This is a genomic window from Burkholderia sp. ABCPW 111, assembly GCF_000773065.1.
Classification (GTDB): Bacteria; Pseudomonadota; Gammaproteobacteria; order Burkholderiales; family Burkholderiaceae; genus Burkholderia; species Burkholderia savannae.
In genome coordinates, this window is the sequence record NZ_JPWT01000132.1 from 58,862 (window position 1) to 82,150 (window position 23,289).

The 23,289-nt window shown below is 68.3% G+C and carries 20 protein-coding genes and 2 pseudogenes; 7 read left to right on the forward strand and 15 right to left on the reverse strand.

What is annotated here, in order from left to right:
* Genes X946_RS28500 through X946_RS29670 form a run of 3 tightly spaced genes read right to left on the reverse strand, consistent with a single transcriptional unit; the run spans position 1 to position 2,395 of the window.
* Positions 1–1,131, reverse strand: a complete 1,131-nt coding sequence (locus X946_RS28500) for a LuxE/PaaK family acyltransferase (protein ID WP_038755145.1) — start codon at positions 1,129–1,131, stop codon at positions 1–3.
* On the reverse strand, positions 1,128–2,030 hold the full coding sequence (locus X946_RS28505) for a hypothetical protein (RefSeq protein ID WP_152611867.1): 903 nt from the start codon (positions 2,028–2,030) through the stop codon (positions 1,128–1,130). Before X946_RS28505 ends, X946_RS28500 begins: the two co-directional genes overlap by 4 nt.
* Positions 1,973–2,395 carry an MFS transporter gene (locus tag X946_RS29670; protein ID WP_152611868.1) on the reverse strand — a complete coding sequence of 141 codons (423 nt, stop codon included), beginning with the start codon at positions 2,393–2,395 and terminating at the stop codon, positions 1,973–1,975. Before X946_RS29670 ends, X946_RS28505 begins: the two co-directional genes overlap by 58 nt.
* A gap of 473 nt (positions 2,396–2,868) precedes the next feature.
* Between X946_RS29670 and X946_RS32755 the strand changes: the two are divergent.
* Both X946_RS32755 and X946_RS34790 read left to right on the forward strand, forming a co-directional pair.
* A pseudogene (locus X946_RS32755) lies at positions 2,869–3,194 on the forward strand (amidohydrolase); the annotation flags it as partial.
* A 157-nt stretch (positions 3,195–3,351) separates the two neighbouring features.
* A pseudogene (locus tag X946_RS34790) lies at positions 3,352–3,456 on the forward strand (extracellular solute-binding protein); the annotation flags it as partial.
* Between the two features lie 477 nt (positions 3,457–3,933).
* On the opposite strand, the gene X946_RS28510 reads toward X946_RS34790, so the two are convergent.
* Positions 3,934–4,893, reverse strand: coding sequence for a LysR family transcriptional regulator (locus tag X946_RS28510; protein WP_038755148.1), 960 nt, complete (start codon positions 4,891–4,893; stop codon positions 3,934–3,936).
* 158 nt (positions 4,894–5,051) lie between these two features.
* Between X946_RS28510 and X946_RS28515 the strand changes: the two genes are divergently transcribed.
* From X946_RS28515 to X946_RS28535, 5 genes are all read left to right on the forward strand, one after another.
* Positions 5,052–6,560 carry a M81 family metallopeptidase gene (locus X946_RS28515; RefSeq protein ID WP_038755277.1) on the forward strand — a complete coding sequence of 503 codons (1,509 nt, stop codon included), beginning with the start codon at positions 5,052–5,054 and terminating at the stop codon, positions 6,558–6,560.
* Between the two features lie 286 nt (positions 6,561–6,846).
* Complete coding sequence (locus X946_RS28520) at positions 6,847–7,944, forward strand: alpha/beta fold hydrolase (protein ID WP_038755150.1); 1,098 nt, start codon at positions 6,847–6,849, stop codon at positions 7,942–7,944.
* A gap of 17 nt (positions 7,945–7,961) precedes the next feature.
* Entirely contained in the window at positions 7,962–8,480 is a 519-nt protein-coding gene (locus X946_RS28525) for a cytochrome P460 family protein (protein WP_038755152.1), read from the forward strand.
* Positions 8,481–8,743: 263 nt separating this feature from the next.
* On the forward strand, positions 8,744–10,822 hold the full coding sequence (locus tag X946_RS28530; RefSeq protein ID WP_038755154.1) for a carbon starvation CstA family protein: 2,079 nt from the start codon (positions 8,744–8,746) through the stop codon (positions 10,820–10,822).
* Between the two features lie 12 nt (positions 10,823–10,834).
* A complete protein-coding gene (locus X946_RS28535) occupies positions 10,835–11,041 on the forward strand; it encodes a YbdD/YjiX family protein (protein ID WP_038755157.1) in 207 nt (68 codons plus the stop codon).
* A 189-nt stretch (positions 11,042–11,230) separates the two neighbouring features.
* On the opposite strand, the gene X946_RS28540 is transcribed toward X946_RS28535, so the two are convergent.
* The 11 genes from X946_RS28540 to hpnH form a co-directional block, all read right to left on the reverse strand.
* Complete coding sequence (locus X946_RS28540) at positions 11,231–11,656, reverse strand: transcriptional regulator (RefSeq protein WP_038755160.1); 426 nt, start codon at positions 11,654–11,656, stop codon at positions 11,231–11,233.
* A gap of 352 nt (positions 11,657–12,008) precedes the next feature.
* Positions 12,009–13,367 (reverse strand): aspartate aminotransferase family protein, encoded by a 1,359-nt coding sequence (locus X946_RS28545; protein ID WP_038755163.1) that lies wholly within the window; start codon positions 13,365–13,367, stop codon positions 12,009–12,011.
* A 607-nt stretch (positions 13,368–13,974) separates the two neighbouring features.
* Positions 13,975–14,601, reverse strand: a complete 627-nt coding sequence (locus X946_RS28550; RefSeq protein ID WP_235364069.1) for a hypothetical protein — start codon at positions 14,599–14,601, stop codon at positions 13,975–13,977.
* Complete coding sequence (locus tag X946_RS28555) at positions 14,598–16,076, reverse strand: efflux transporter outer membrane subunit (protein ID WP_038755166.1); 1,479 nt, start codon at positions 16,074–16,076, stop codon at positions 14,598–14,600. The genes X946_RS28550 and X946_RS28555 overlap by 4 nt, the downstream gene beginning before the upstream one ends.
* Positions 16,077–16,085: 9 nt before the next feature.
* A complete protein-coding gene (locus tag X946_RS28560) occupies positions 16,086–17,000 on the reverse strand; it encodes an efflux RND transporter periplasmic adaptor subunit (RefSeq protein WP_038755169.1) in 915 nt (304 codons plus the stop codon).
* A 16-nt stretch (positions 17,001–17,016) separates the two neighbouring features.
* Positions 17,017–17,211, reverse strand: a complete 195-nt coding sequence (locus X946_RS28565) for a DUF1656 domain-containing protein (RefSeq protein ID WP_038755172.1) — start codon at positions 17,209–17,211, stop codon at positions 17,017–17,019.
* The gene (locus X946_RS28570) at positions 17,201–19,327 is read right to left on the reverse strand and encodes an FUSC family protein (protein ID WP_038755175.1); all 2,127 of its coding nucleotides are present in this window, start codon (positions 19,325–19,327) and stop codon (positions 17,201–17,203) included. Before X946_RS28570 ends, X946_RS28565 begins: the two co-directional genes overlap by 11 nt.
* A gap of 111 nt (positions 19,328–19,438) precedes the next feature.
* Positions 19,439–20,362: a LysR family transcriptional regulator gene (locus tag X946_RS28575; RefSeq protein WP_038755178.1), complete on the reverse strand. Its 924-nt coding sequence runs from the start codon at positions 20,360–20,362 to the stop codon at positions 19,439–19,441.
* 749 nt (positions 20,363–21,111) lie between these two features.
* Positions 21,112–21,465 (reverse strand): DOPA 4,5-dioxygenase family protein, encoded by a 354-nt coding sequence (locus X946_RS28580; RefSeq protein ID WP_038755181.1) that lies wholly within the window; start codon positions 21,463–21,465, stop codon positions 21,112–21,114.
* Between the two features lie 87 nt (positions 21,466–21,552).
* Positions 21,553–21,906 carry a hypothetical protein gene (locus X946_RS35555; RefSeq protein WP_038755185.1) on the reverse strand — a complete coding sequence of 118 codons (354 nt, stop codon included), beginning with the start codon at positions 21,904–21,906 and terminating at the stop codon, positions 21,553–21,555.
* 211 nt (positions 21,907–22,117) lie between these two features.
* Positions 22,118–23,278, reverse strand: coding sequence for an adenosyl-hopene transferase HpnH (gene hpnH / locus X946_RS28590; protein WP_038755189.1), 1,161 nt, complete (start codon positions 23,276–23,278; stop codon positions 22,118–22,120).
* Positions 23,279–23,289: the final 11 nt, after the last annotated feature.

A 23,289-nucleotide genomic window follows, 5' to 3' on the forward strand; every position in this document is an offset into this window, starting at 1 on the left:
TCAACGCTCCTTGATCAGTTCGGATGCCGCCATCGCGCAGCTCCGGTTCTTGCTGGTGCCGGCGCGGCCCAGCAGGTCGAACCAGTCGGTGGGCGCGCCGCAGCCGCAGCGCTCGGCCGGCCACAACACGGCCAGGTCGCTCAACAGCAGGCTGTGCGCCGGGCTGGAGGAAATGAAGGGCGACGCCAGGTGGAGAAAGCCCGGCGCACCATAGGGCAGCCGGGCCAGCGTGGCGGTGTCGCGGGCCCACGCGCGCGCCCAGCTCGGCACGTGAAAGCGATGGCGGGCACACTCGACGTAGGGCACCGGATGCTCGACCGAGCCATAACCGTCGCGACAGCGCGAATCCGGCACGCCGAGCTGTTCGCCCAGGCGGCGATACAGCTCGGGCTTTGGAATCGCGGCATCCGCATGGGTTTTCCAGCCGCCGCCGAGAAACACCAGCGAGTCGGGATGCAGCGTCAGCGGCGGGACGCCCATGTCGCCCATGCGCCGAAGCGTGAACCACAGGAACGCGGGAAAACCGAAGATGCGCACCGGCAGGCCTTCGTCGGCGAAACGCTGCAGCGCGCGGATCGCGCCAAACGGGTCGAACTCATGACCCGTGCCGGTATGGCGAAGCACATGGACCGCGTGATTGACCGGCGCGTACTTGCACAGGAACTGGTCGGTATAGGCCGTGCCGAGCGTGATCGCGCCGCGGGGTTCGTAGCTGAGCAGCACGTAGTTGCAAGGTTGATCCGGCGTATGCCAGCCGTAATGCTCGAAGACCCGGTCCACCATCCGCTGGGCGGCGCCCATGCTGCGCGCGTCGTAGCGCATGCGGCTCTTCTGGCCGGTGGTGCCGGACGAGGTCAGCTCGAGTGCGTTCTGGCCGGTTTCGCTGAGCAGCAGATTGCGCTTGAAGTAGTTGGCGAAGATCGGCGGCAATGCCGACCAATCGGACAGTGCGCCCAGGTCCGCGGGCGGACAGCCGTTCCGCTCCAGCCAGCGGCGGTAGCCGGGGCTTGCGTCGCAGTGGTAAGCGACCAGTTCGCGCATCGCGGCGTCGAACAGGCGGTCGCAGGCGTCGTCGGCGCGGTATGGGTGTTCGAGCGCGCAGAGCGCGTCCACATGGGGCAGCGTAGTCATGAGAGGGGGAGCGGGGAAGGTGGAAATCGGGCGACGGTGGGAGCAGGGCGCGCTTGGCGCAGCACGCGCCAGAGCAGCGGCGCGGCCAGCAGCGAGACCAGCAGCGAGACCAGGCTGACGCTGATGCCGAAGCGGGTCGGCGAATCCCCGGCGCGGACCCACGCGAGGGCTGCGCCGCCGGCCGCCGGCATCGCGACGGACGGCATGCCGAGCGGCGCGGCGACGCTGCCCGTGGCCTCGTCGGTACTGTATAGCGTCAGCCGATAAGGCGTCGCGTTACCCAGGCCCACGCCGAATGGGTGGACGGAGAGGCCGGCACGCAGCAGTGGCAGCGTGTGTGACAGCGGCACGACGGCGCCCAGCAGTAGCAAGCCAGCGGTAGCCGGGTACAGCGCGATGCGCAGCAAGCGGGACACGTCGGGCCGGACGGTGAGCCGGTTCAATGCCAGGTTGCCGGCGATCACGGCGCCGAACACGGAAAGCTGCCAGAGTCCGTAGGCCAGCCCGCCGTACCCCGGATCGCGGATCAACCGAGGCGGCAGGCCGATCGACACGATCGGCGGCAGCGGCAACAGGCCGAGCGTGAGGCTGCCGTACACGGGGTCTCGATGACGTGGCTGCGTCGCGTAGTGGGCAAGCACCGCCCACGCGCGCGGCGGCCGGGGCGGCGGCGCGGCGCGCGCCGTTTCCGGCATACAGCGCCACAGGCCCAGTGTGACCAGCGCGCCAACGGCGCCGATCGCGACGAACAGCTCGCGCCACGACAGTGCCCGCAGCAGCAGCGTGCCGGCCAACGGTCCGGCGAGTGGCGACTGGAGCGCGATATCGGCGAACAGCGCCATCAGCCGTACCGCGTCGCGCTCGGCAAAGGTCTCTTGCAGCGCCGGGTAGCTGACCACGACGAAAAGGTGCCCTTGACGAAGCGCAGCAGGTTGAAGCCGCCGATATGCCGGCTGGCGACCGCGGCCAGGCAGGCGGCTGCGAACACTAGAGTGCCGGTGAGCAGCAACGGCCAGCAGCCGATGCGGTCCGACAGCGGCCCCCGCGGCCATTGGAACGCGATGTCGCCGAACAGGAAGGCATGGAGTGCGACAGGCGCGTGGTGCCGCGCGGCGGACAAGTCGTGGGTGACCTGCAACATCGTGGGCATCACCATATCGCTGGTGAGATGGGCGAGCAGTTCGAAGGTGGCCAGCGCAAGACAGAACAGCACGTCTTGACGGCGGGAAATTTCCAGCAACGGGCGAAATACGGATTCAGACATGGATGATGAATGCGTGATATATGCGGAAAATCAATGGAAATGAATTTTCCAAAGAAATGTTGATTTATTTGATTTTAGAATTTCAGAAATTTATTGAACTGAAAAACAATCGTGCAATGAATTTTGAATGAGTCAATTGTCTCGTCATCAGATGCGGCGATGCCGCCTCAACAGTCTCAGGGAAGTCGATCCAGAAAGATTGACGAGGTCGTTGCCGGCAAAAGACGACGGCAGAACGACTCCGGCCACCCGTGCCACGCAGCCTGCGTCAACAATCTATATCAATAGAAATCGGACTAACTCGAGAGATGGATTCCGAAGAATGGTCATTCAAAATCAATTTGAATGGAATTTCTTGGCGCCAGATAATAGTCTAGATGAAATGGAAATGCAGCGATGTGTTTCGTCGGCGCTACAGTGAGAAAAATCAATTGACCGATCGGAATCGAAAAGAAAGTCAGCGAAATCGAAGAGGGGGGAGGTGTCGACGGCGGTCGCAATCCGCGCTTTTCCGGCGGCGTCATAGAGTGGCAGCACGACACATGCATAAAGACGCGGCGTTCGGTCTGCGCAACTGGCCGGGCACTTCGCGGTGCGGCCGGGGCTGTTGAAGGCGTCGACGAGCCTGTTCCGGATCGACGTGCGCGGCGCCGGCCGCCATGGCGCGATACCGCATCTCGGCTGCGATCTGGTGTTCTCGGTCGTGCAGATCCTGACCGCGCTGCAAGGAATCGTCACACGCAACAAGAATCCGCTCGACGCGGCGGTGTTGTCGGTCACGCAGATTCACGGCGATGAACGGAATCTGCGATCAGTGTTTCACCGCCGCCCATGGGGCGGGCTTCACGATGGCGAATCGGCCGGGCGACCGGCCCGTGCCGATTTGCTCGCACAGGCGATGCTCAAGCAGCAAGGGCAACGCTGCGTCGCTTGCATCATCATGGTCGACACGCCGTGGGTACGACGTCGTGATCGCCGGCGACTATTACGTCCCCGTGCTGGTAAGGTCCGGTCTGCTGTTCAGGCTCGATAAGAACAGGTTGCCGAACATGGCAGACATTCCTATCGTGCGGACCGGAGCCGTCCGCCCGGAACCGCTCGCAACCGCCCGCAACCGCTCGGCCGGTGCGTCTCGCGAATTTCGAGCCGCCATCGGAGTTGCCCGATTTCGAGCGGAGGCGTTTGCGACAAGCTGGGCCAAGCCGCATCGCGGCCCCGATGAGCCACCCGCGACGGTTGCGAGTTCGCCATTCGATGCGCCGGTGATACTCGTCACGGTCATGCGCGCGATGGCGTTGTTTGTGCGAACGCGATACGTTCGCGGCGAATACGAGGTTCTTGCTGACGCGCCAATGTCGCAGGATTGCCGATGGCGCTCCGTGGCTCGCGACGCAAGGCCGGCAGCGACGCCTGAGGGCCGCCAAGGAAAACCATGGATCTCCGCGGCTCCTCGTGTGGCCCGTGAATCCCATTGCAATCGACGCGTTCGCCCATGTCAGCCACCGTGACAAAACGAAGCAAGCACTGAATGCAAGCATTCAATGCTTGCCGTGTCGACTCTTTCGTTTTTCGCCGCCGCCGGCAGCCGGCCCCGAAAACACCGCCAACCGAGTCTCGATCCATTTGAGCAATTCGAGCGGACCGGGCGCGAGCGGCCGTCCCGACTTGACGAGCACCCGCGCATGCGTCCCCTCGAATAGCGGATGCGCGATCGGCACCGTCGTCAGCTCGCCGTTCGCAATCTCCCGATAGGCGGCGAACTCGCCGATCAGCGTGATGAAGTTCTCCGCGGTGACGATGCGCTTCAAGGCCGTCAGCGAATTCGTCGTCAACGTCGGCCGGATCGCGACGTTCTCGGCCAGCTCCAGCATCTTCACCACGTGACCGATGCCGAACGTCGGCGGCATCAGTGCGAGCGGGTACGCGCGAAGATCGTCGATGGCCGCCGGCCGCTTGCGCCGCGCGAGCGGGTGATCGCGCCGCAGCAACAGCACGACCGGCTGCGGCGAGCTCGCGCGATACGCGATCTGCGGATGGGGCGGCGGATTGTACGCGAGCCCGATGTGCGCGCGGCTTTGCGCGACCTCTTCGAGAATCGAATCGACCGCCAGCATGTCCACGCCGATCGCGAGCTTCGGGTATGTCGCGCAGAACGGCGCCAGCACGTCGTCGACGAGCGTGTCGACGAATCCTTCGCTGACGACGATCCGGATGTGCCCTTGCTGCAGGCCCTTCAGCGCGTGAAGCTGGTCTTCGAGCTTTTCCTGTTGCGACCGGTAGCCCCGCCAGAACTCGAGCAGATGCGCGGCGGCCTCAGTCGGCCGCACGCCGCGCGCCTGCCGCTCGAACAGCGCGGTGCCGAGCTCTTCCTCGAGCAGCCTGATCTGCCGCGTGATGACGGACGGCGACGTGTTGATGTGCTCCGCTGCGCCGCGAATGGTGCCGTGCGTCAGCACTTCATGAAAGTACCGAAGGCGCTGGAGGTTGATGTCTCGCATCGAGGGCTCCCGTGTCGATCTGTCGTTGCTCACGAGTCAACGATATGTGAACTTAGTTGCTCTTGCTAGTAGCGCCATGCGCTGCCAACATGAACGCCATGCAGCGATCGTCCGGCGAAGGCACGCACGAGATGCCGTCCTCCACACGGAAAGGCGAAATGAACATTCTGATTGCAGGCTTCCAGCACGAGACCAATACGTTCGCGCCGACGCGGGCGTCGTATCAGAGCTTCGTTCGCGGCGAAGGCTTTCCGCCGCTGGCGCGCGGCGCGGACGTGCTGTCGCTGCGCGACGTCAACGTGCCGGTCGGCGGCTTCATCCGGGCCGCTCAGGCGAACGGGCACGCGCTGCTGCCCGTGATCTGGGCGGGCGCGTGCCCGTCCGCGCACGTCACGGCCGACGCGTTCGAGCGGATCGGCGGCGAGATCGTCGCCGCGGTCGAGGCGGGCGGGTTCGACGCGATCTATCTCGACCTGCACGGCGCGATGGTCACCGAGCAGCACGACGACGGCGAAGGCGAGATCCTCGCGCGCGTGCGGCGGATCGTCGGCAGCCGGATGCCGATCGTCGCGTCGCTCGATCTGCACGCGAACGTCACCGCGCGGATGGCCGCGCACGCGAGCGCGCTCGTCGCGTATCGCACCTATCCTCACGTCGACATGGCGGCAACCGGCGAGCGCGCCGCGCAGGTGCTCGAGCGAATCGTGTCCGAACGCCGGCCGCTGCATTGCGCGATGCGCCGGCTGCCGTTCCTGATCCCGATCAACGGCATGTGCACGCACGCGGAGCCCGCGGGCGGCGCGTATCGATTGCTCGCGCAACTCGAACGGGACGGCGTCGTATCGATGTCGTTCGCTCCGGGTTTTCCGGCCGCCGATTTTCCGGAATGCGGGCCCACGGTGTGGGCGCACGCGTTCGATGGCGACGCGGCCGAGCGTGCGGTCGACGTGCTGTGCGCGAAACTCGTCGACGACGAAACGCGCTGGGGCGTGCCGTTCCTGACGCCCGACGCCGCCGTGGCCGAAGCGATTCGCCTGAGCCGCGGCGCGACGAAACCCGTCGTCATCGCCGACACGCAGGACAACCCCGGCGCGGGCGGCGACGCCGACACGATGGGCATGGTGCGGGCGCTGCTTCGCCGCGCGGCGACGGACGCGGCGGTGGGCGTGATCTGGGACCCCGACGCCGCGGCCGCCGCGCACCGCGCGGGCGTCGGCGCGCGCATCGGCCTGAGCCTCGGCGGCCGCTCGGGCGTGCGCGGCGATGCGCCGCTCGCGGCCGATTTCGAGGTCGAGCATCTGTCCGACGGGTGTTTTCGTTTCGACGGCCCGATGTTCAACGGCGCGCGCGGCGATCTCGGCGCGGTGGCCTGCCTGCGCATCGAAGGCGTCAGGATCGCGGTGAGCACGAACAAGATGCAGACCTTCGAGCGCAACCAGTTCCGTGTCGCGGGCATCGAGCCCGAGCGGATGCGGATCGTCGTGAACAAGAGCTCGGTTCATTTTCGTGCGGACTTCGAAGCGATCGCCGAGGCGATCCTCGTCGCGAAAGCGCCGGGGCCGATGGCCGCCGATCCCGCGGATCTCGCGTGGGCGCGCCTCGATCCGGACATTCGCCTCCGGCCGAACGGGCAGACCTTCGGGGCGTTTCGCGCGGCGATGCGTTAGTTCGTTTCCGTTTCCATTTCCATTCGATTGCACGTCACCGGTGCGCGCGACGTCCGCCTGCCGGCCCGGCTCGCGCCCGCCGTTCCGCGAATGCGGGCGCGGCCCGCGTGTCCGGTGACGCCGATGGTTCGCAGTCCGTCGATTCGATGCATTGCTTCGTTCCGGGAGGCCGAGCGATGCCGCGCAATGCCGATCGATCGCCTGTTCATGCGGCGCGCCATGCGCCGCGCATTTCGCCGCCGCATGCGATGCGGCGTTTTCCGGCAACCTTGAAGGAGGACTGATCATGTCCAATGCGATAAACGTCCGGCGCCGCCGGCTGATGGGAACCGCGCTCGCGGGCGTCGGCGTGATGAACCTCGGTCTCGACGGGCTCGCCCGCGCGCAGTCCGCGCCGCGCTCGGCGGGCGCGAGCGGCGCAACGGGCGATTCAAGCACCCCGAACGTCCCGAACGTCCCGAACGCCCCGAACGCCGCGAACGCCGCGACGTTCGACACGATCCATCAGATCGACGCCGGCCCGCTCAACGTCGGCTACGCGCAAGCCGGGCCGAAGGACGGTCCGGCCGTCATCCTGCTGCACGGATGGCCGTACGACATCCACAGCTTCGCCGACGTGGCGCCGCTCGTCGCATCGGCCGGCTATCGCGTCGTGGTGCCGTACCTGCGCGGCTACGGCTCGACGCGCTTGCTGTCGGACGACACGCCGCGCAACGGCCAGCAGGCGGTCATCGCCGCCGACATCGTCGCGCTGATGGACGCACTGAAGATCGATCAGGCCGTGCTCGGCGGCTTCGACTGGGGCGCGCGCACGGCGGCCATCGTCGCGGCTTTGTGGCCCGAGCGCTGCAAGGCGCTCGTGTCGGTGAGCGGCTATCTGATCGGCGGCCAGGAGGCGAACCGCAAGCCGCTGCCGCCGAAGGCCGAGCTCGCGTGGTGGTATCAGTTCTATTTCGCAACCGAGCGCGGCGCGGCCGGCTATGCGGCGAACCGCGACGATTTCAACCGGCTGATCTGGCAGCTCGCGTCGCCGAAGTGGCGTTTCGACGACGCGACGTACGAACGCTCGGCGCAATCGTTCCGGAATCCTGATCACGCGGCGATCGTCATCCACAACTATCGATGGCGTCTGGGGCTCGCGCAGGGCGAGCGTCGATTCGACGCGCTCGAGGCGCGTCTCGCGGCCGCGCCTGCGATCACGGTGCCGACGATCACGCTCGAAGGCGACGCCAACGGCGCGCCGCATCCCGAGCCCGCCGCTTACGCGAAGAAGTTCGTCGGCAAGTATCTGCATCGCGACGTCGCGGGCGGCGTCGGGCACAACCTGCCGCAGGAGGCGCCGAAGGCGTTCGCCGACGCGATCCTGCAAGTCGCGCATCTGTGACGCGAGGAGGATAGTCGATGTCGAAGCGAAGTTTTCGAATGGCCCGCGCGCTCGCCGCAGGCGCGTTTCTGCTGTTCGCGGTGCGGGGCGGCGGCGCGTTCGCGGACGCATCGAAGCCGGCCGCGTCGCCGATCTACGGTGTGACGCTTCCCGAAGGCTATCGGAAGTGGGAGATGATCGCGCCGGCCGAAGAGGCGGCGCCGCTCGACGAGCTGCGCGTGGTGCTCGGCAATCCCGCCGCCGTGAAGGCGATCGAGCATGCGACGTTGCCGTTTCCGGACGGCGCGATGCTCGTGAAGCTCGCGTACAAGCGCAAGCCGTCCGCCGAGTTCGAATCCGCGACCGTGCCGGGCCAGGCGACGACGGTGCAGGTGATGGTCAAGGATTCGCGCCGGTATGCGTCGACGGGAGGCTGGGGCTTCGGCCGTTTCGTCAACGGCGCACCGGCCGACGAAGCGCAGCATCGGACCTGCTTCGCGTGCCATCAGGCCCGCGTGAAGGATCGCGATTTCGTCTTCACGCGTTTTGCACCATAGTGTCGCGCCGCAGCGCGCCGGCGAGGCGGCGATTTCCTTTGTCGCCGTTCGGTTTTATATTCCGAGGAATCGAACGGCGCTCACCCCCTCGCAAACCCCTACGCAATGCTACGTAGATGCCGTACGTAGTCATGCGCTTGTTAGGTTTGCATCGAAGGCGAACAATATGGCCCCATCGCTACGTCCCGACGGAGCGTGACGCTTGCCGTCGTTGCGCGCGGCTCCCCGCCGCGCATATTTCGAAAAAATAGACAGGAGACGCCATGAATCGGGCTTCCGGTTATTTGCTCTGGATCGCCGTCGCGCTGCTCGGCGCGTTCGCGTTCGGCACGATCGCGCTCGCGCACGGCGAGCGGGTCAGCGCGCTATGGATCGTGATCGCCGCCGTTTGCGTGTATTTGATCGCGTATCGCTTTTACAGCCGCTTCATCGCGAGCAAGGTCGTCCAGCTCGACGGCCTGCGGATGACCCCCGCCGTCAAGTTCAACGATGGCCTCGACTACGTGCCGACCAACAAATACGTGCTGTTCGGCCACCATTTCGCCGCGATCGCGGGCGCGGGCCCGCTCGTCGGCCCCGTGCTCGCCGCGCAGATGGGCTACACGCCCGGCATGCTGTGGATTCTCGCGGGCGTCGTGTTCGCGGGCGCGGTGCAGGATTTCATCGTGCTGTTCATCTCGACGCGCCGCGACGGCCGCTCGCTCGGCGATCTCGTCAAGATGGAGCTCGGCGCGGTGCCCGGCGTGATCGCGCTGTTCGGCGCGTTCCTGATCATGGTGATCATTCTCGCGGTGCTCGCCCTCATCGTCGTGAAGGCGCTGACGAATTCGCCGTGGGGCACGTTCACCGTCGCCGCGACGATTCCGATCGCGCTCTTCATGGGCGTCTACACGCGCTACATCCGGCCGGGCCGCATCGGCGAAGTGTCGATCATCGGTTTCGTGCTGCTGATGGCGTCGATCGCGTACGGCCAGCACGTGCACGATTCGCCGACGCTCGCCGCGTGGTTCACGTTCAGCGGCACGCAGCTCACGTGGATTCTGATCGGCTACGGCTTCGTCGCGTCGGTGCTGCCGGTGTGGCTGCTGCTCGCGCCGCGCGACTATCTGTCGACGTTCCTGAAGATCGGCACGATCGTCGGCCTCGCGATCGGCATCCTGATCGTCGCGCCGGAGCTGAAGATGCCGGCGCTCACGAAGTTCGTCGACGGCACGGGCCCGGTCTGGTCGGGCAACCTGTTCCCGTTCCTGTTCATCACGATCGCGTGCGGCGCGGTGTCGGGCTTCCACTCGCTGATCGCGTCGGGCACGACGCCGAAGCTGCTCGACAACGAAACCAACGCGCGCTTCATCGGCTACGGCGCGATGCTGATGGAATCGTTCGTCGCGATCATGGCGCTCGTCGCCGCGTGCGTGATCGAGCCGGGCGTGTACTTCGCGATGAACGCGCCCGCGGCCGTGCTCGGCACGACGCCGGAGGCGGTTGCGCAGACCGTCACGCAATGGGGCTTCATGCTGACGCCCGACATGCTGACCGAAACGGCGAAGGCCGTCGGCGAGACGACGATCATCGCGCGCGCCGGCGGCGCGCCGACGCTCGCGGTCGGCATGGCGCAGATCCTGCACCAGGTGATCGGCGGCCAGGCGATGATGGCGTTCTGGTATCACTTCGCGATCCTGTTCGAGGCGCTCTTCATCCTGACCGCGGTCGACGCGGGCACGCGCGCGGGCCGCTTCATGCTGCAGGACCTGCTCGGCACGTTCCATCCGGCCTTGAAGCGCACCGAATCGCTGCCGGCGAACCTGATCGCGACCGCGCTGTGCGTGGCCGCGTGGGGCTACTTCCTGTATCAGGGCGTGGTCGATCCGCTCGGCGGCATCAACACGCTGTGGCCGCTTTTCGGCATTTCGAACCAGATGCTCGCCGCGATCGCGCTCGTGCTCGGCACCGTCGTGCTGTTCAAGATGAAGCGCGAGCGTTACGCGTGGGTGACGATCGTGCCGACCGCGTGGCTGCTGATTTGCACGCTGACGGCCGGCTGGCAGAAGGTGTTCGATTCGAACCCGAAGGTCAGCTTCCTCGCGCATGCGGCGAAGCTGCAAGCGGCGGCGGCCGACGGCAAGGTGCTCGCGCCCGCGAAGACGCTTGCGCAAATGCAGCGGATCATCTTCAACGACTACGTCGACGCGGCGCTCGCGGCGCTGTTCATCCTCGTCGTCGTGAGCATCGCGGCGTACGGCGTGATCGCGGTCGCGCGCGCGCGCCGTGCCGCGCAGCCGACATCGCGCGAGACGCCGTACGAGCCGATGCCGGCCGCGCAGGCGCTCGGCAGCGGGCGCTGACGGGAGGCCGCGATGTTCTCCGATCTCGGCGGCGAATTGCGCACCGCGGGCCGTTATCTGGGGCAGGCGCTGCGATTGATGGTCGGCCTGCCCGACTACGAAGGCTACGTCGCGCACATGCGCGCGACGCATCCCGATCGTCCGGTGATGACGTACGAGGAGTTTTTCCGCGAACGGCAGAATGCGCGATACGGTTCGGGAGCGGGGAAATGCTGCTGACGGCGTAGTTCGCGGGCGGCGGCGGTTTCGCGATGCGCTTGTCGCGATCGCGCAAAAGCGTCACGGTGCGAGCCGTGGCGCTTTTTTCATGGGCGGATGCGGCGGGACGACGCGTTGGATCGAAGCGGCGAACGGCCAGGCGGATGGATGGACGATGGCCCGATGAGTATCCGCCGACATCTGCGCCGCTCAGCGCCGCTTCGACGGATCGCCGCAGAAATGCTCGATCAATTCCTGCATCAGATAGCGATGATGCGGCGAGAGCGCCTCGATCTTCGATGCCAGCTCGATGGTCTCCGCCGTCGGCGCGTATTTTTCGTCGCGTCGCGCCGGCTCGTGCGTCCTGCCGCCGGGCGCGCCGGGCGGCGGGCCGTAATGGAGCCAATGCAGATCGACGCGCAGCCAATCGGCGAGCGTGCGCAACTTGTCGGGCGTCGGGATCGTGCGGCCCGTCAGCCATTTGTGTGCGGTTTGCGGAGAAATCGGGTGTTCGCCGCGATGCCGCAGATTGAAGTGCAGCGCAAGGGCGGTCGCGCCGGAGATTTTCTCCGGGCTGCGCTGCAGGGCGAATTTGAGGCGTTCTGCGAACGCCGCTTTTTCTTCGAGCGTCGGCATGGCCGCATTGTGCGGCTGCACATCGTCGAAGCGGACAACCAATCAGGCTATTAATATCTTATATGAGATATATTTGGCTTGGCGTTGAAAGGTTGAGAAGATTTATTTTGGCTGCTTTATTCGCCGCCCAATCTGACATTGAATTCCGCATTGTGTCGCGACGAGTATCCAGTTGTCAGGTTTTAATTAACTCGTGTGAGATAATGTATCTGGCATCCGGTTACTCGTGCGAACTGGCGCGCTATTCGGCATCCTCCGTGTTCCCGTCGCCGACAAGCGTTCCTGCGGCACGCACGCACGCATGCACGCACGCGCGCTCGCATCGTTCTTCGTGGCGTCCGCGCGACGTCGCTCAGACCATCTCCCCGATGCATGCATCGAATGCCGCGACCAGCCGATCGACGTCTTCCGCGCCCGTTTCCGGACACACGAGCATCATGTTGTGGAACGGCGTGATCAGCACGCCGCGGTTCAGCAGATACAGATGCACGATGTGCTCGAGCTCGCCGTCGAGCTGCATTCCGGCGATCGCGCCGTTGCGCGGCGGCGTCGGCGCGAACTGGAATTCGGTGCGCGCGCCGATCCGCGTCACGCACCACGGCAGCCCGCGCCGCGCGATCGCCTGTTCGAGGCCGGCCGCGAGCCGTGCGGCGAGGTCGAACATGTGCGCGTACGCGGCGTCCGTCATCACGTCGGCGAGCGTCGCGCGGATCGCGCGCATCGCCAGCATGTTCGCGGTCAGCGTCGTGCCGATGCCGGAATGACCGGGCGGCGCGCTCGCTTTCGCGTGCTGCGCGCGCTCGGCGAACGACGCGCTGAAGCCGTACACCGCGCACGGCACGCCGCCGCCGATCGGCTTGCCGACGACGAGCAGATCCGGCTCGAGCCCATGCGCGACCGCGTAGCCGCCGGGGCCGCTGCTGATCGTATGGGTTTCGTCGATCGCGAGCAGCGTGCCGTGGCGGCGCGTCAGCGCGCGCGCTTCGCGCCAGAAGCCGGGGTCGGGCAGCACCATGCCGATGTTGGTCAGCGCCGGCTCGGCGAGCACGCACGCGACGTCGCCGCTCTCCAGCGCGGCTTCGAGCGCGGCGAGATCGTTGAATTCGACGACGCGCGTGTACGCGAGCAGATCGTGCGCCTGGCCGAGCAGGCTGTCGCGCTGCGCCGGCTTGCCGTCGACGAGATCGACGAACACGTCGTCGACGGTGCCGTGATAGCAGCCGTTGAACACGACGATGTGCTTGCGGCCCGTTGCCGCGCGCGCCCAGCGCAGCGCGAAGCGGTTCGCGTCGCTCGCGCTCAGCGCGAACTGCCAGTACGGCAGCCGGAAGCGGCGCGCGAGCTCCGCGCCGACCCACGCGGCGTCCTCGCTCGGCAGCATCGCCGTGTAGCCGCGCGTCGCCTGCTCGGCGAGCGCGCGCGCGACGGGCTCGGGCGCGTGGCCGAACATCGCGCCCGTGTCGCCGAGGCAGAAGTCGGCGTAGCGATGGCCGTCGACGTCGGTGAAATGCGCGCCGCGCGCGTGATCGACGTGCAGCGAGAAGGGCGTCGACCAGTCGCGCATCCAGTGCAGCGGCACGCCGAACAGCAGGTGCTGCGCCGCTTCGGCGCAGCGCGCGCGCGATGTCGGCATGGCTCGTTCGAAGGCGTCGCGTTCGCGTGCGAGGAGCGCGCGGGCGCGCGTCAGATTGACTCCGTGGCGAATTTCCAAGTGGGCTCCTTTGCGGAATGAAACGGAATCGCGGAACGTCGGCGAAAGCTTCGCATATTCATTCGAGTTGGTCGATTCGCGGGAGCCGGGCGGGCGTCGGCGCGCGCCCGGCGCGACAGGCGATGGCCGAGCCGGCGCGCGGGGACGGGCGGGGGACGGCGAAATGCGCCGCGAGATGTCGGAAGCGTCGCGCAAGGCGATGGGCGAACGGGCGTTGTCGGTCGCAGTGCGTCGCGGACGATCGACGGGCGCCGGCGCTCGGCGCATTGACCGCCGTTGCGGGCGGCGAGCGTCGGCGTCGGCGGCGCGGCGTCGATGAGGGCCATGGCCGATGCGCGTTGCGACCGATCGGCTCACGCCGACGCGTAAGGCGTTCACTTGCCGTTGCGAGCATCGCGACCGGAGCGGCGAGCGCGCCGAAAGACACCTATGCCGGGCGGCGAGTGTCGTCGGCGGCGGCGGCGCGGCGTCGAAACCGACCACGTCGCATCGGCATGCCGCCGCAGCGACGCCGCCGGCATGCGCCGTCCGCGCATCGCCGGCGCACGTTCGCGCCGGCGCCGACGGCCGAGCGTGGCGACTTCGGCCCGGATCGCCGCCTTGCGTATCAGGTCCGCCGCGCGTGCGTTTCGACGCCGGTTGCGCCGCTCGCTGCCGTGAGCCGCGCGGCGAGCGCCGTCGCCTCGCCGAGCGACGCGACCGCCTCGTGCGGAATCCCGAACGCCTTGACGGCCATCCGGCCTTGCTCGGCGACGGCCGCGCGCCGCTCGGGATCGGGCTCGACGCTGATGAGCGCCCTGCACACCGCGCCGAGCGCCGTCCTGTTCCGCTTGAGCCACATCGCGCGATGCTTGCGGTCGTCGTGGCTCTCGCCGGCTTCGAGCGAGACGTACACGACGACGAACGGCGCGCCGCCGCGCATCAGCGCGTCGATTTCCTTCTCCCATTGCGTCGCGTAGCCGGGCGTCGCGGCGCTTTCGCGGAATACGCACATCGGAAACCGGCTCACGTCGTGCACGACGAAATCCTGCGGATCGAGATTCATGGCAATGCTCCCGGAATGGATGACGAAAAAAAATCCGAAGACGAAGACGAAGACGAAGACGATGGCAAAGGCAAAGGCAAAGGCAAAGGCAAAGGCAAAGGCAAAGGCAAAGGCAAAGGCAAAGGCAAAGGCGAAGGCGAACGCCACGACGAGGCGCGAAGCGAAGCGGCGCAGCGCGGCGGCCGTCAAGGCCCGCGCGCGTCCGGCGGGCCGTCGGCTTGCGCGACCGGCGCATCGCGCCGCCAGCCTGCGCCGAGCGCCTTGTACAGCGCGATCACGCCCTGCACGTGCGCGAGGCGGCTCAGCGCGAGCGCGTCGCGCGCGCGGTACGTCGCGCGCTGCGCGGTCAGCACCGACAGGTAATCGCTCAGTCCGCCGCGATACAGGCGCATTGCGCGCGACTGCGCGTCCTGACTGCTGTCGGCCGCCGCGACGAGCGCCTTCTGCCGGTCGCGCTCGGCGCGGATCGCGGTCAGCGCGTCCTCGACCTCGCGGAACGCGACGCGCACGCGCTGCGCATACGCGATGCGCGCCGCCTCGGCGGCGGCCTGCGCGGCGCTGACGCCCGCTTTCGCGCGGCCGCCGTCGTAGAGCGTTTGCGTGCCTTCGAGCGCAATGGACCACGCGACGCTCGCGCTCGCGAACAAGTCCTGCACGAGGCTCGCGGTCGAGCCGACGCTCAGCGGAATCGCGAAGCGCGGCAATTGCGCGGCGCGCGCGACGCCGATCTGCGCGGTGGCGGCCGCGAAGCGCCGCTCGGCGGCGCGGATGTCGGGCCGCTCGCGGATCACGTCGGCCGGCAGCGCGACGGGCAACTGCGGCGCGACGGGCAGCGTCGCGCCGGGCGCGGCGAGCGCGTCGCGCAGCTCGCCGGGAAAGCCGCCCGTCAGCACGCCGATCGCGTGCGCGAGCCGCGCGACGCTCGCCCGCAGCGGCGGCAGCGCGGCCTGCGCGAGCTCGAGCTCGGCGCGCGCCTGCGCGATCTCGAACGATGTGCCGAGACCGCGCCGCTGCGCGCGCTCGGTCAGCCGCAGTGTCGCGTCGAGGCTCGCGACGTTGTCCGCCGCGAGCCGCAGCCGGGCCTGGCTCGCGCGCAGTTCCGCGTAATCGGACGCGAGCTCGGCGACGAGGCTCACGAGAATCGCGCGGCGGTCTTCGTCGATCGCCTCGACTTGCGCATCCGCGGATTCGATCGCGCGCCGCGTGCCGCCGAAGACGTCGAGCTCCCACGACGCGTCGAAACCGAGCCGATACGTTCGCGATTGGCCGATGCCCGGCGGCCAGTCGAGCGCGCGCGACGAACGCAGCGCGTCGGCCGTGCCGCCCGCGGAGACGGCCGGGCCGAGCCGGCTCGCGATCCGGTCGCGCTCGGCGCGCGCCTGCAACAGCCGCTGGCGCGCGATCGCGAGGTCCTGATTGCCGCCGATCGCCTGCGCGATCAGCTTGTCGAGCAGCGGATCGCGGAACGCGCGCCACCAGTCCTGCGATTGCGCGGGATCGGCCGGCGCGGCGTCGCCGCCGCGCGCCGTCCAGTCGGACGGATGCGCGGGCCGCGGCGGACGATAGTCGGGGCCGACCGCCGTGCACGCGGCAAGCGCGATCGCGCAGGCGCCGGCCGTGAGCGCGGCGGCGCATCGTGGCGGACGGAAAGAAATGGATCGCATCGCCGCCGCCTACATCAACGTGTGCAGCCACGACGCGAGCCGGCCGCGCGGCGTCGAGCGGCGGCCGGCCTCGCCGATCTCGACGCTGCAGGTCATGCCGGCCGCGAGCAGCACGCCCGCCGGCACGCGATCGAGCTCGATGCGCACCGGAATCCGCTGCGCGAGCCGCACCCAGCTGAACATCGGATTGACGCTCGGCAGTCCGAGTTCGTCGAGGCCGCCGTTCTCGTCGGCGATGCCGCGGCCGATGCTTGCCACACGGCCGCTCAGCAGCGGATCGAAACCCATCAGCTTGATCCGCGCGGGCGCGCCCGTTGCGATGCGGCGCAGCTTCGTTTCCTCGAAATAACCGGTGATCCAGAAGCTGTGCGCGTCGAGCACCGAGATGCCGGGCTTGCCCGCGACCGCGTAGTCGCCGCGACGCAAGCGCAGCTGCGTGACGTAGCCGTCGACCGGCGAGCGCAGCGTCGCGCGCTCGAGATCGAGCTCCGCGACTTCGAGCGCGGCGAGCGCCTTGCGGTATTCGGCCTGCGCGATCGACACCGCGCGGCCCGAGCGCTGGATGTCCTCTTGCGGCACGAGATCGTCGAGGCCGGTGCGGCGGCGCGCCTCGTCGCGTTTCTGCCGCATCGCCTCGGCGCTCGCGGCGACTTGCGCCTGCGCCTGCTCGAGCGCGAGCGCGAAGCGCCGCGGATCGATCCGGTACAGCACGTCGCCTTTCGATACGCGCTGGTTGTCGGCGACAGCGACGCCGATCACGGTTCCGGACACTTCCGGCGCGATTCGCACGACGTGCGCGCTCACGCGGCCGTCGCGGGTCCAGGGGGCGAGCACGTACGCGTGCCAGAGGGCGGCGACGAGCGCGATCGCGAGGCCGATCGCGACGAGCGTCGCCACGGAGCGGGTCAGGGGTTTGAGCGACATGGTGCGATGTGGCGAACTAGAGAAAGAGGATCAGCGCGGCGACGAGCACGAGCGAAACCGCGAACTCGAACAGCGCCGGGTGCCACACGCGGCGCAGCAGCCCGGCGCGCGCGAGCGCGGCGCGCACGGCCAGGTAGAGCGGCACGGTCGCGCATGCATAGACGAAGAACGGCGGCAGGTAGACGCCGGCCACGGCGAATTCACTGAGCACGGCGGGACCTCGGCGGAACGGGGGTGAAGTACGCGGCATGCGTGTGCAGCAGCGTGTGCACGTCGGCGAACGCGGCCATCAGCCGCTTCAGCTCGGCGTCGTGGCCGGGATGCGCGGCGGTGAGCCGGGCGATCGCACGGGCGGCGCGGCGCGCATGCCGCGCCGCGCGCGCGGGCTCGGCGGCGCGGCGCGCGAGCCGCGCGAGGCCGGTGCGTGCGCAGTCGAGCGCGGGCGCGGGTAGATCGCCGCGCGCGACGAAGCGCCGGATGCGCAGCAATTCCTTGCCGACGTGCAGCGCGGCGAGCCCTTCGACGCTCGCCTGCGTCATCGCGGCCGGCCGGCTTTTCAGCAGCGCGGCGAGCTGCGCGATGCGGTGTTGCTGCCGCTGCGGCCACTGGGCCGCCGCCGGCCGCCTGTGGCGAGAAGCGAGGAGCCCGAGCGTATCGTCGCGGATCGTGCGGCGTAGCCGCGCGATGTCGGCGGCGAGGTTGCGCGGCAGGATCAGCTGGAACGCGAGCAGCGTGACGAACGTCGCGAGCACCCACGCGACCGATTGATTGAGGAACAGGCCGAGGTCGGGGCGAAACGGATTGGTCGCCGCGTTCAGCGTGTTGAACGCGACGAGATACGCGAGGCCCGCGAGCGCGGTCTTCGGCGTGCTCGTCGCATAGATGCCCGGCAGCCAGAACAGCGCGAGCGTCGCGACGAGGAGCGGAAAGCCCTCGATGCGCGGCAGCACGCCGAATGCGCAGGCGAACGCGGCCGGCACCGCGGCGACCGTGCCCTTGATGAATGCCTTCGCGCCTGCTGCGGGATCGCCGGCCGTGGCGAGCAGCGCGCAATACGGCGCGACGACGAGCAGCATCATGTCGCCCTGATCCCAGCCGGTCGCGAACCATATCGCGCCCGTGATCACGATCGCGCACATCGAGCGCGCGCCGTTGCGCACGGCCGAGCGCGCGTCGCGATGAAAGCGCACGGGTGCGGGCTTGCCCTGCGGCCTTGGCCGCTGCAACTCGGCAAGGCCGCGCAGCGCGGCGAGATAGTCGTCGATCTGCTCGATCAGGCGCTCGCCCGCGATCAGCAGCGTCGCCTCGTCGCGCGGGTCGGCGAACGCGATCCCGGCGAGCGCGTTCCGCAAGCGCGTGCGCGCGTCGCCGAGCAGCGCGGCCGCGTGCGCGGCGCCGTCGGGACCGTCGTCGAGCGCGTCGGCGGCGGCCCGCCACGCCGCCTCGAGCCGCGGTTGCAGGCGCGCGATCGCGCGTGCGCCCGGACTGTCGGCGGGCAGCGGCGGCGTGCCGCCCGCGAGCGCGCCGAACAGCGACGCCATCCCGTGCCGCACGGCCATCGCGCGCTGCGCGAGGTCCTCCGATTCGGCCTTGCCGAGCGCGAGCAGATCGTCGATTCCGTAGATGTCGGCCAGCAGCGCGAGCCGCGTGTCGTCGCCGGGCGCGGCCGCGATGCCGCCGCGCTGCGCGGCGATCGCGCGCGCGACCGCCGCGGCGAGCCGCGTCACCAGCGCTTCGAGCTTGCCGCGAACGTCGCGGGCGCTGAACAGCATCGACACGAGGCTCAGGCACAGCACGCCGATCACGACGGTCGAGCCGCGGCCGATCACGCGTTCGAAGGTGAGCTCGGGGCGCAGCATCGCGCCGTATGTCGCGAGGCCGATCGTGTAGCCGGCGACCACCGTGCCCGACGCGCGAAAGTGCCGCAGCATCGTCATGCCGGCGACGCATAGGCCGAGCCAAAAGCCGAAGCCTAGAATGAAGAGCAGCGGCTGCTGCGCGAAGCAGCCCATCAGCACGAACGCGACGAGCATCCCGGCGATCGTGCCGGCGACGCGCCACACGCCCTTGCCGATCACCGCGCCTTGCACGGGATTGATCACGAGCAGCACCGTCGACGCGGCGGAGTACGGCGTCTCGAGCGCCAGCAGATACGCGACGCCGAGCGCGAGCGCGGCCGCGGCGATCGAGCGCGCGACATACGCGCCGCGCGGCGTGAACAGATCGAATTCGAATCGCTCGAGGCGCGCGAGCAGCGCCGCCGTCGCTCGGCTCGGCCGTCCGCGCGCCGCCGAAACGGCGGCCGTCTGATCTGCTGCGTCACGCACTGATCGCGCTCCGTGATGAATGACGGAGGCAGTCTACGGGCGTCGCTCGCGTTCAGAAAAGTGAAGTCTTTGCAATCGGCGCGTGCGTGAGACGCACGCGTCGCGCGCGCGTCACGCGTGCGCTGGCTGCAACGCGGTCGGGCCCGTGCACAGCCCGCGCACGACGCGGCGCAGCCATTGATGCGCGGGGTCGCTCTGGAAGCGCGGATGCCACGCCTGCGTGATCAGCACGGTCTCGAGCGGCACCGGCAGCTCGAACGCGCGCACGTCGAGCCCCGCCTTCACTGCGCCGCACGCGAGATGCTCGGGCAGCGGCAGAATCAGATCCGACGCGTGCAGCGCGAATACCGCCGCGTACGGCGTCGGCACGACGAGCGCGACGCGGCGCTTCAGCCCGCGCTCAGCGAGCGCGGCGTCGATCGGCCCGGACGACTTGCCGCGCCGCGACACGCCGATGTGCGGCCAGCGCGCGAAGCGCTCGGGCGTGATGTCGTCGCCGAAGATCGGATGATCGCTGCGCGCGAGCCCGACGAACGTCGTCGTGAAGAGCGGCTGCACGCGGATCTCGGGCCCGAGGCGGCGCGACGCGCTGATGAACAGGTCGATGCGGCCGCTGCGCAGCGCGTCGTCGTCGACGTCGTCCTCCTCGGGCGTGAAGCGCAGCATCGCGCGCGGCATGCCGCGCTCCATCTCCTCGAGCAGCCGGCCGCTGTGCATGCCGACGAAGATGTCGTTCGCGCGCACGTTGAACTGCTTGTCGAGCGTGCGCAAATCGATTTCGGCGCTCGGCGCGAGCAGTTGCGACGCGCGCTCGATGGTCTCGCGCACGACGCCGCGCAGCGCGAGCGCGCGCGGCGTGGGCACCATCCTGCGCCCGGCCTGGACGAAAATCGGATCGCCGACGGTTTCGCGGATGCGCGCGAGCGTGCGGCTCATCGCGGGCGGGCTGAGATTCATGCGGCGCGCGGCGCCGACGACGCTGCCTTCTTCGAGCAGTGCGTCGAGCGCAATCAGCAGATTCAGATCGGGGGCCATCGGCTTCTCCGTGTCGTGGCGTGCATGCCACGCAATGGTAGTGCGAGAGTCGATCGTCCGGCGTTACCGCGGCGCACGCATCGATTGCGCGGCGCGCAACGCTCGATGAACGTATCGGCGGCTTCGTTCGCCGGTTCGGGCATGCGACGGCGCGCGAACTGCGTCGCCGCTCAATCCGTTGCGATGTCGGTCTCGCGGCGAGATATTCGCGCAGATCCGCGCGTATTCGGCTGCATGGGCGATCGGTGTCGCCGCACGGCGCTCGCACGCGCGATCCGGATGACGGGCCGTCGACGTGGGTGCGGCGTGACGTTCGACGGAACTTCTTCGATTGCGACGCGGGCCGAGCTCGATATGACGCGATCGAATGCGGAGCGGGCGAAAGTGCTTCGGCCCGGCGCGACTCGGTCTGACGTGCGCCGGTTTGAGGCTGACGCGACTCGGTCTGACGTGGCCCGGCCCGGCTTGGCACGACGCGACGCGACGTGACGTGACTCGGCCCGCGTGGCCTGGCTCGACGCGACGCGACCCGACCCGGTCCGGTCCGACCCGACCCGGTCCGACCCGACCCGGTCCGGTCCGACATGTCCCTGCTCGACGCGACCCAACCCGGCTCGACGTGCGCCGGTCGAGCGTTCGCCGGTCGAGCGTGACCCGGTCGAACCCGACGTTATCCGGCCCGATTCGCCGCTTTCGCGACGTGGCCGACTTCGCGGCGCGATACGCCGATGCGGCGCGCGTCGCGTCGTTTAGCCGCTCAACGCATCGAGATTCAACGCATATGAATGGCCGATCCAGACCGCGGCGTCGCGATGATCGCGCAGCTCGTCGCCCGTGTTCGGATGAAGGAACACGTCGAGCGCACCGTGGTGCAGCACGAGCCACGGCACGACTTCGGCGAATTGCGCCGGCTCGAACGCGATCTGATACGACCACGTCGGATGCGGCCCGACGAGTCGCTCGTGAAAACGGCCGAGCTGCACGGTCGCGCCGAAGCGTCGTTCGACGATCGCGCGAAACGCCCACGCGGCGTCGCGGCTCGATGCGTCGAAATATACGTGGGCATGCCAGCCGATGATGTCGGCGACGTCGGAAGATGTCATGGCGGTTCTCGGAATGTCTGCGCGTGCGCGGCGGCGTCGTGCGCCCGTGCGCATCGTTGTCGGTGGCGGCGCGTCGTTGGCGCCGGCTCAACGCGCATCGTAACGCGGCGCGAGCAAGCGTGCTTGCGGGTTAGCGGCGCAAGTGGTGTGTGTGGCGCCGGCTCGGCTCGGCGGCCGTCGCATGCGACATCGATCGGCCGCGTAAGCGGACGTGACGAAAAAGTGCGACAAAGACGCGTGAAGCGGGGAATTTCGCTGAACGTGCGCCAGGATTTCCATGTCGAGGCGTTCGACGATGCGAAATCGCATCGGCATCGATATCGGTACCGATGCCGCCACGGCCACGGCCACGGCCACGGCCACCGCCACCGACACCGCCACCGCCACCGCCACCGCCACCGCCACCGCCACCGCCACCGCCACCGGCCTGACACCGCTCATTCATCCCGAAACATCGTCCGTCGCGCGCCGACCGACGTATCGCAACCGACGCACGGCGCGCCGAGAATACGCATCGCGGCGAACTGCGCAAAGGCGCGGCCGGACCCCGGCGACGCGCGCGCCAAAACAAAAGGCGCCCCGAATGTCATTCGGGGCGCCTCGGCCGTCGACGGCGGGCGCGCAATCTGGCGCGTCGCCGGCGATCGTCGGGTCAGGCCGTCGCGGCCGGCTTCGGCGACTTTTGCAGCTTGCCCTTGCCCGCGCGCTGGATCTCTTCGAGCTTGATCTCGACGTGGCGGGAGAACACGTACTCGGCCGGACGCTGCTTGTCGATCGGAATGTCCGGCGCGAACGGGCCGTCGGTCTTGATGCCCTTCTGGCTCACGCGCAGCGCCTTCAGCGGATGCGCGATCGTGTCCATCACGGCGGTCGCCTCGAAGCCGCAGTGGACCATGCAGTCCGCGCACTTCTCGTAGTTGCCGACGCCGTAGTTGTCCCAGTCGGTCGTCTCCATCAGTTCCTTGAACGACTTCACGTAGCCTTCGCCGACCAGGTAGCACGGCTTCTGCCAGCCGAACACCGTGCGCGCCGGGTTGCCCCACGGCGTGCACTTGTAGGTCTGGTTGCCGGCGAGGAAATCGAGGAACAGCGACGACTGGCTGAACGACCAGCGCTTGCCGCCTTCGCCGCGCTTCAGGATTTCGCGGAACAGGTTCTTCGTCTTGTCGCGGTTCAGGAAGTGCTGCTGATCCGGCGCGCGTTCGTACGCGTAGCCCGGCGACACCGTGATGCCGTCGACGCCGATCGGCTTGAGCGTATCGAAGAACTTCGCGACGCGCTCGGGGATCGCATCGTTGAACAGCGTGCAGTTGATGTTCACGCGGAAGCCGCGGCGCTTCGCTTCCTTGATCGCCGCGACGGCCTTGTCGTACACGCCGTCCTGCGACACGGAATGGTCGTGCATGTCCTTGTCGCCGTCGAGGTGAACCGACCAGACGAAATACGGGCTCGGCTGGTAGTCGTCCATCTTCTTTTCCATCAGCAGCGCGTTCGTGCACAGATAGACGAACTTCTTGCGCTTCATGATGCCCCGGACGATTTCCGGCATTTCCTTGTGGAGCAGCGGCTCGCCGCCCGCGATCGACACGACGGGCGCGCCGCATTCGTCGACGGCCTGCAGGCATTCCTCGACGGACAGGCGCTGGTTCAGGATCGGATCGGGGTAATCGATCTTGCCGCAGCCGTTGCACGCGAGGTTGCAGCGGAAGAGGGGCTCGAGCATCAGCGCGAGCGGATAGCGTTTGTTGCCGGACAGGTGTTGGCGCACGATGTACGCGCCGACGCGGGCTTGCTGGAGCAGCGGAATAGACAAGAGATGTCCTC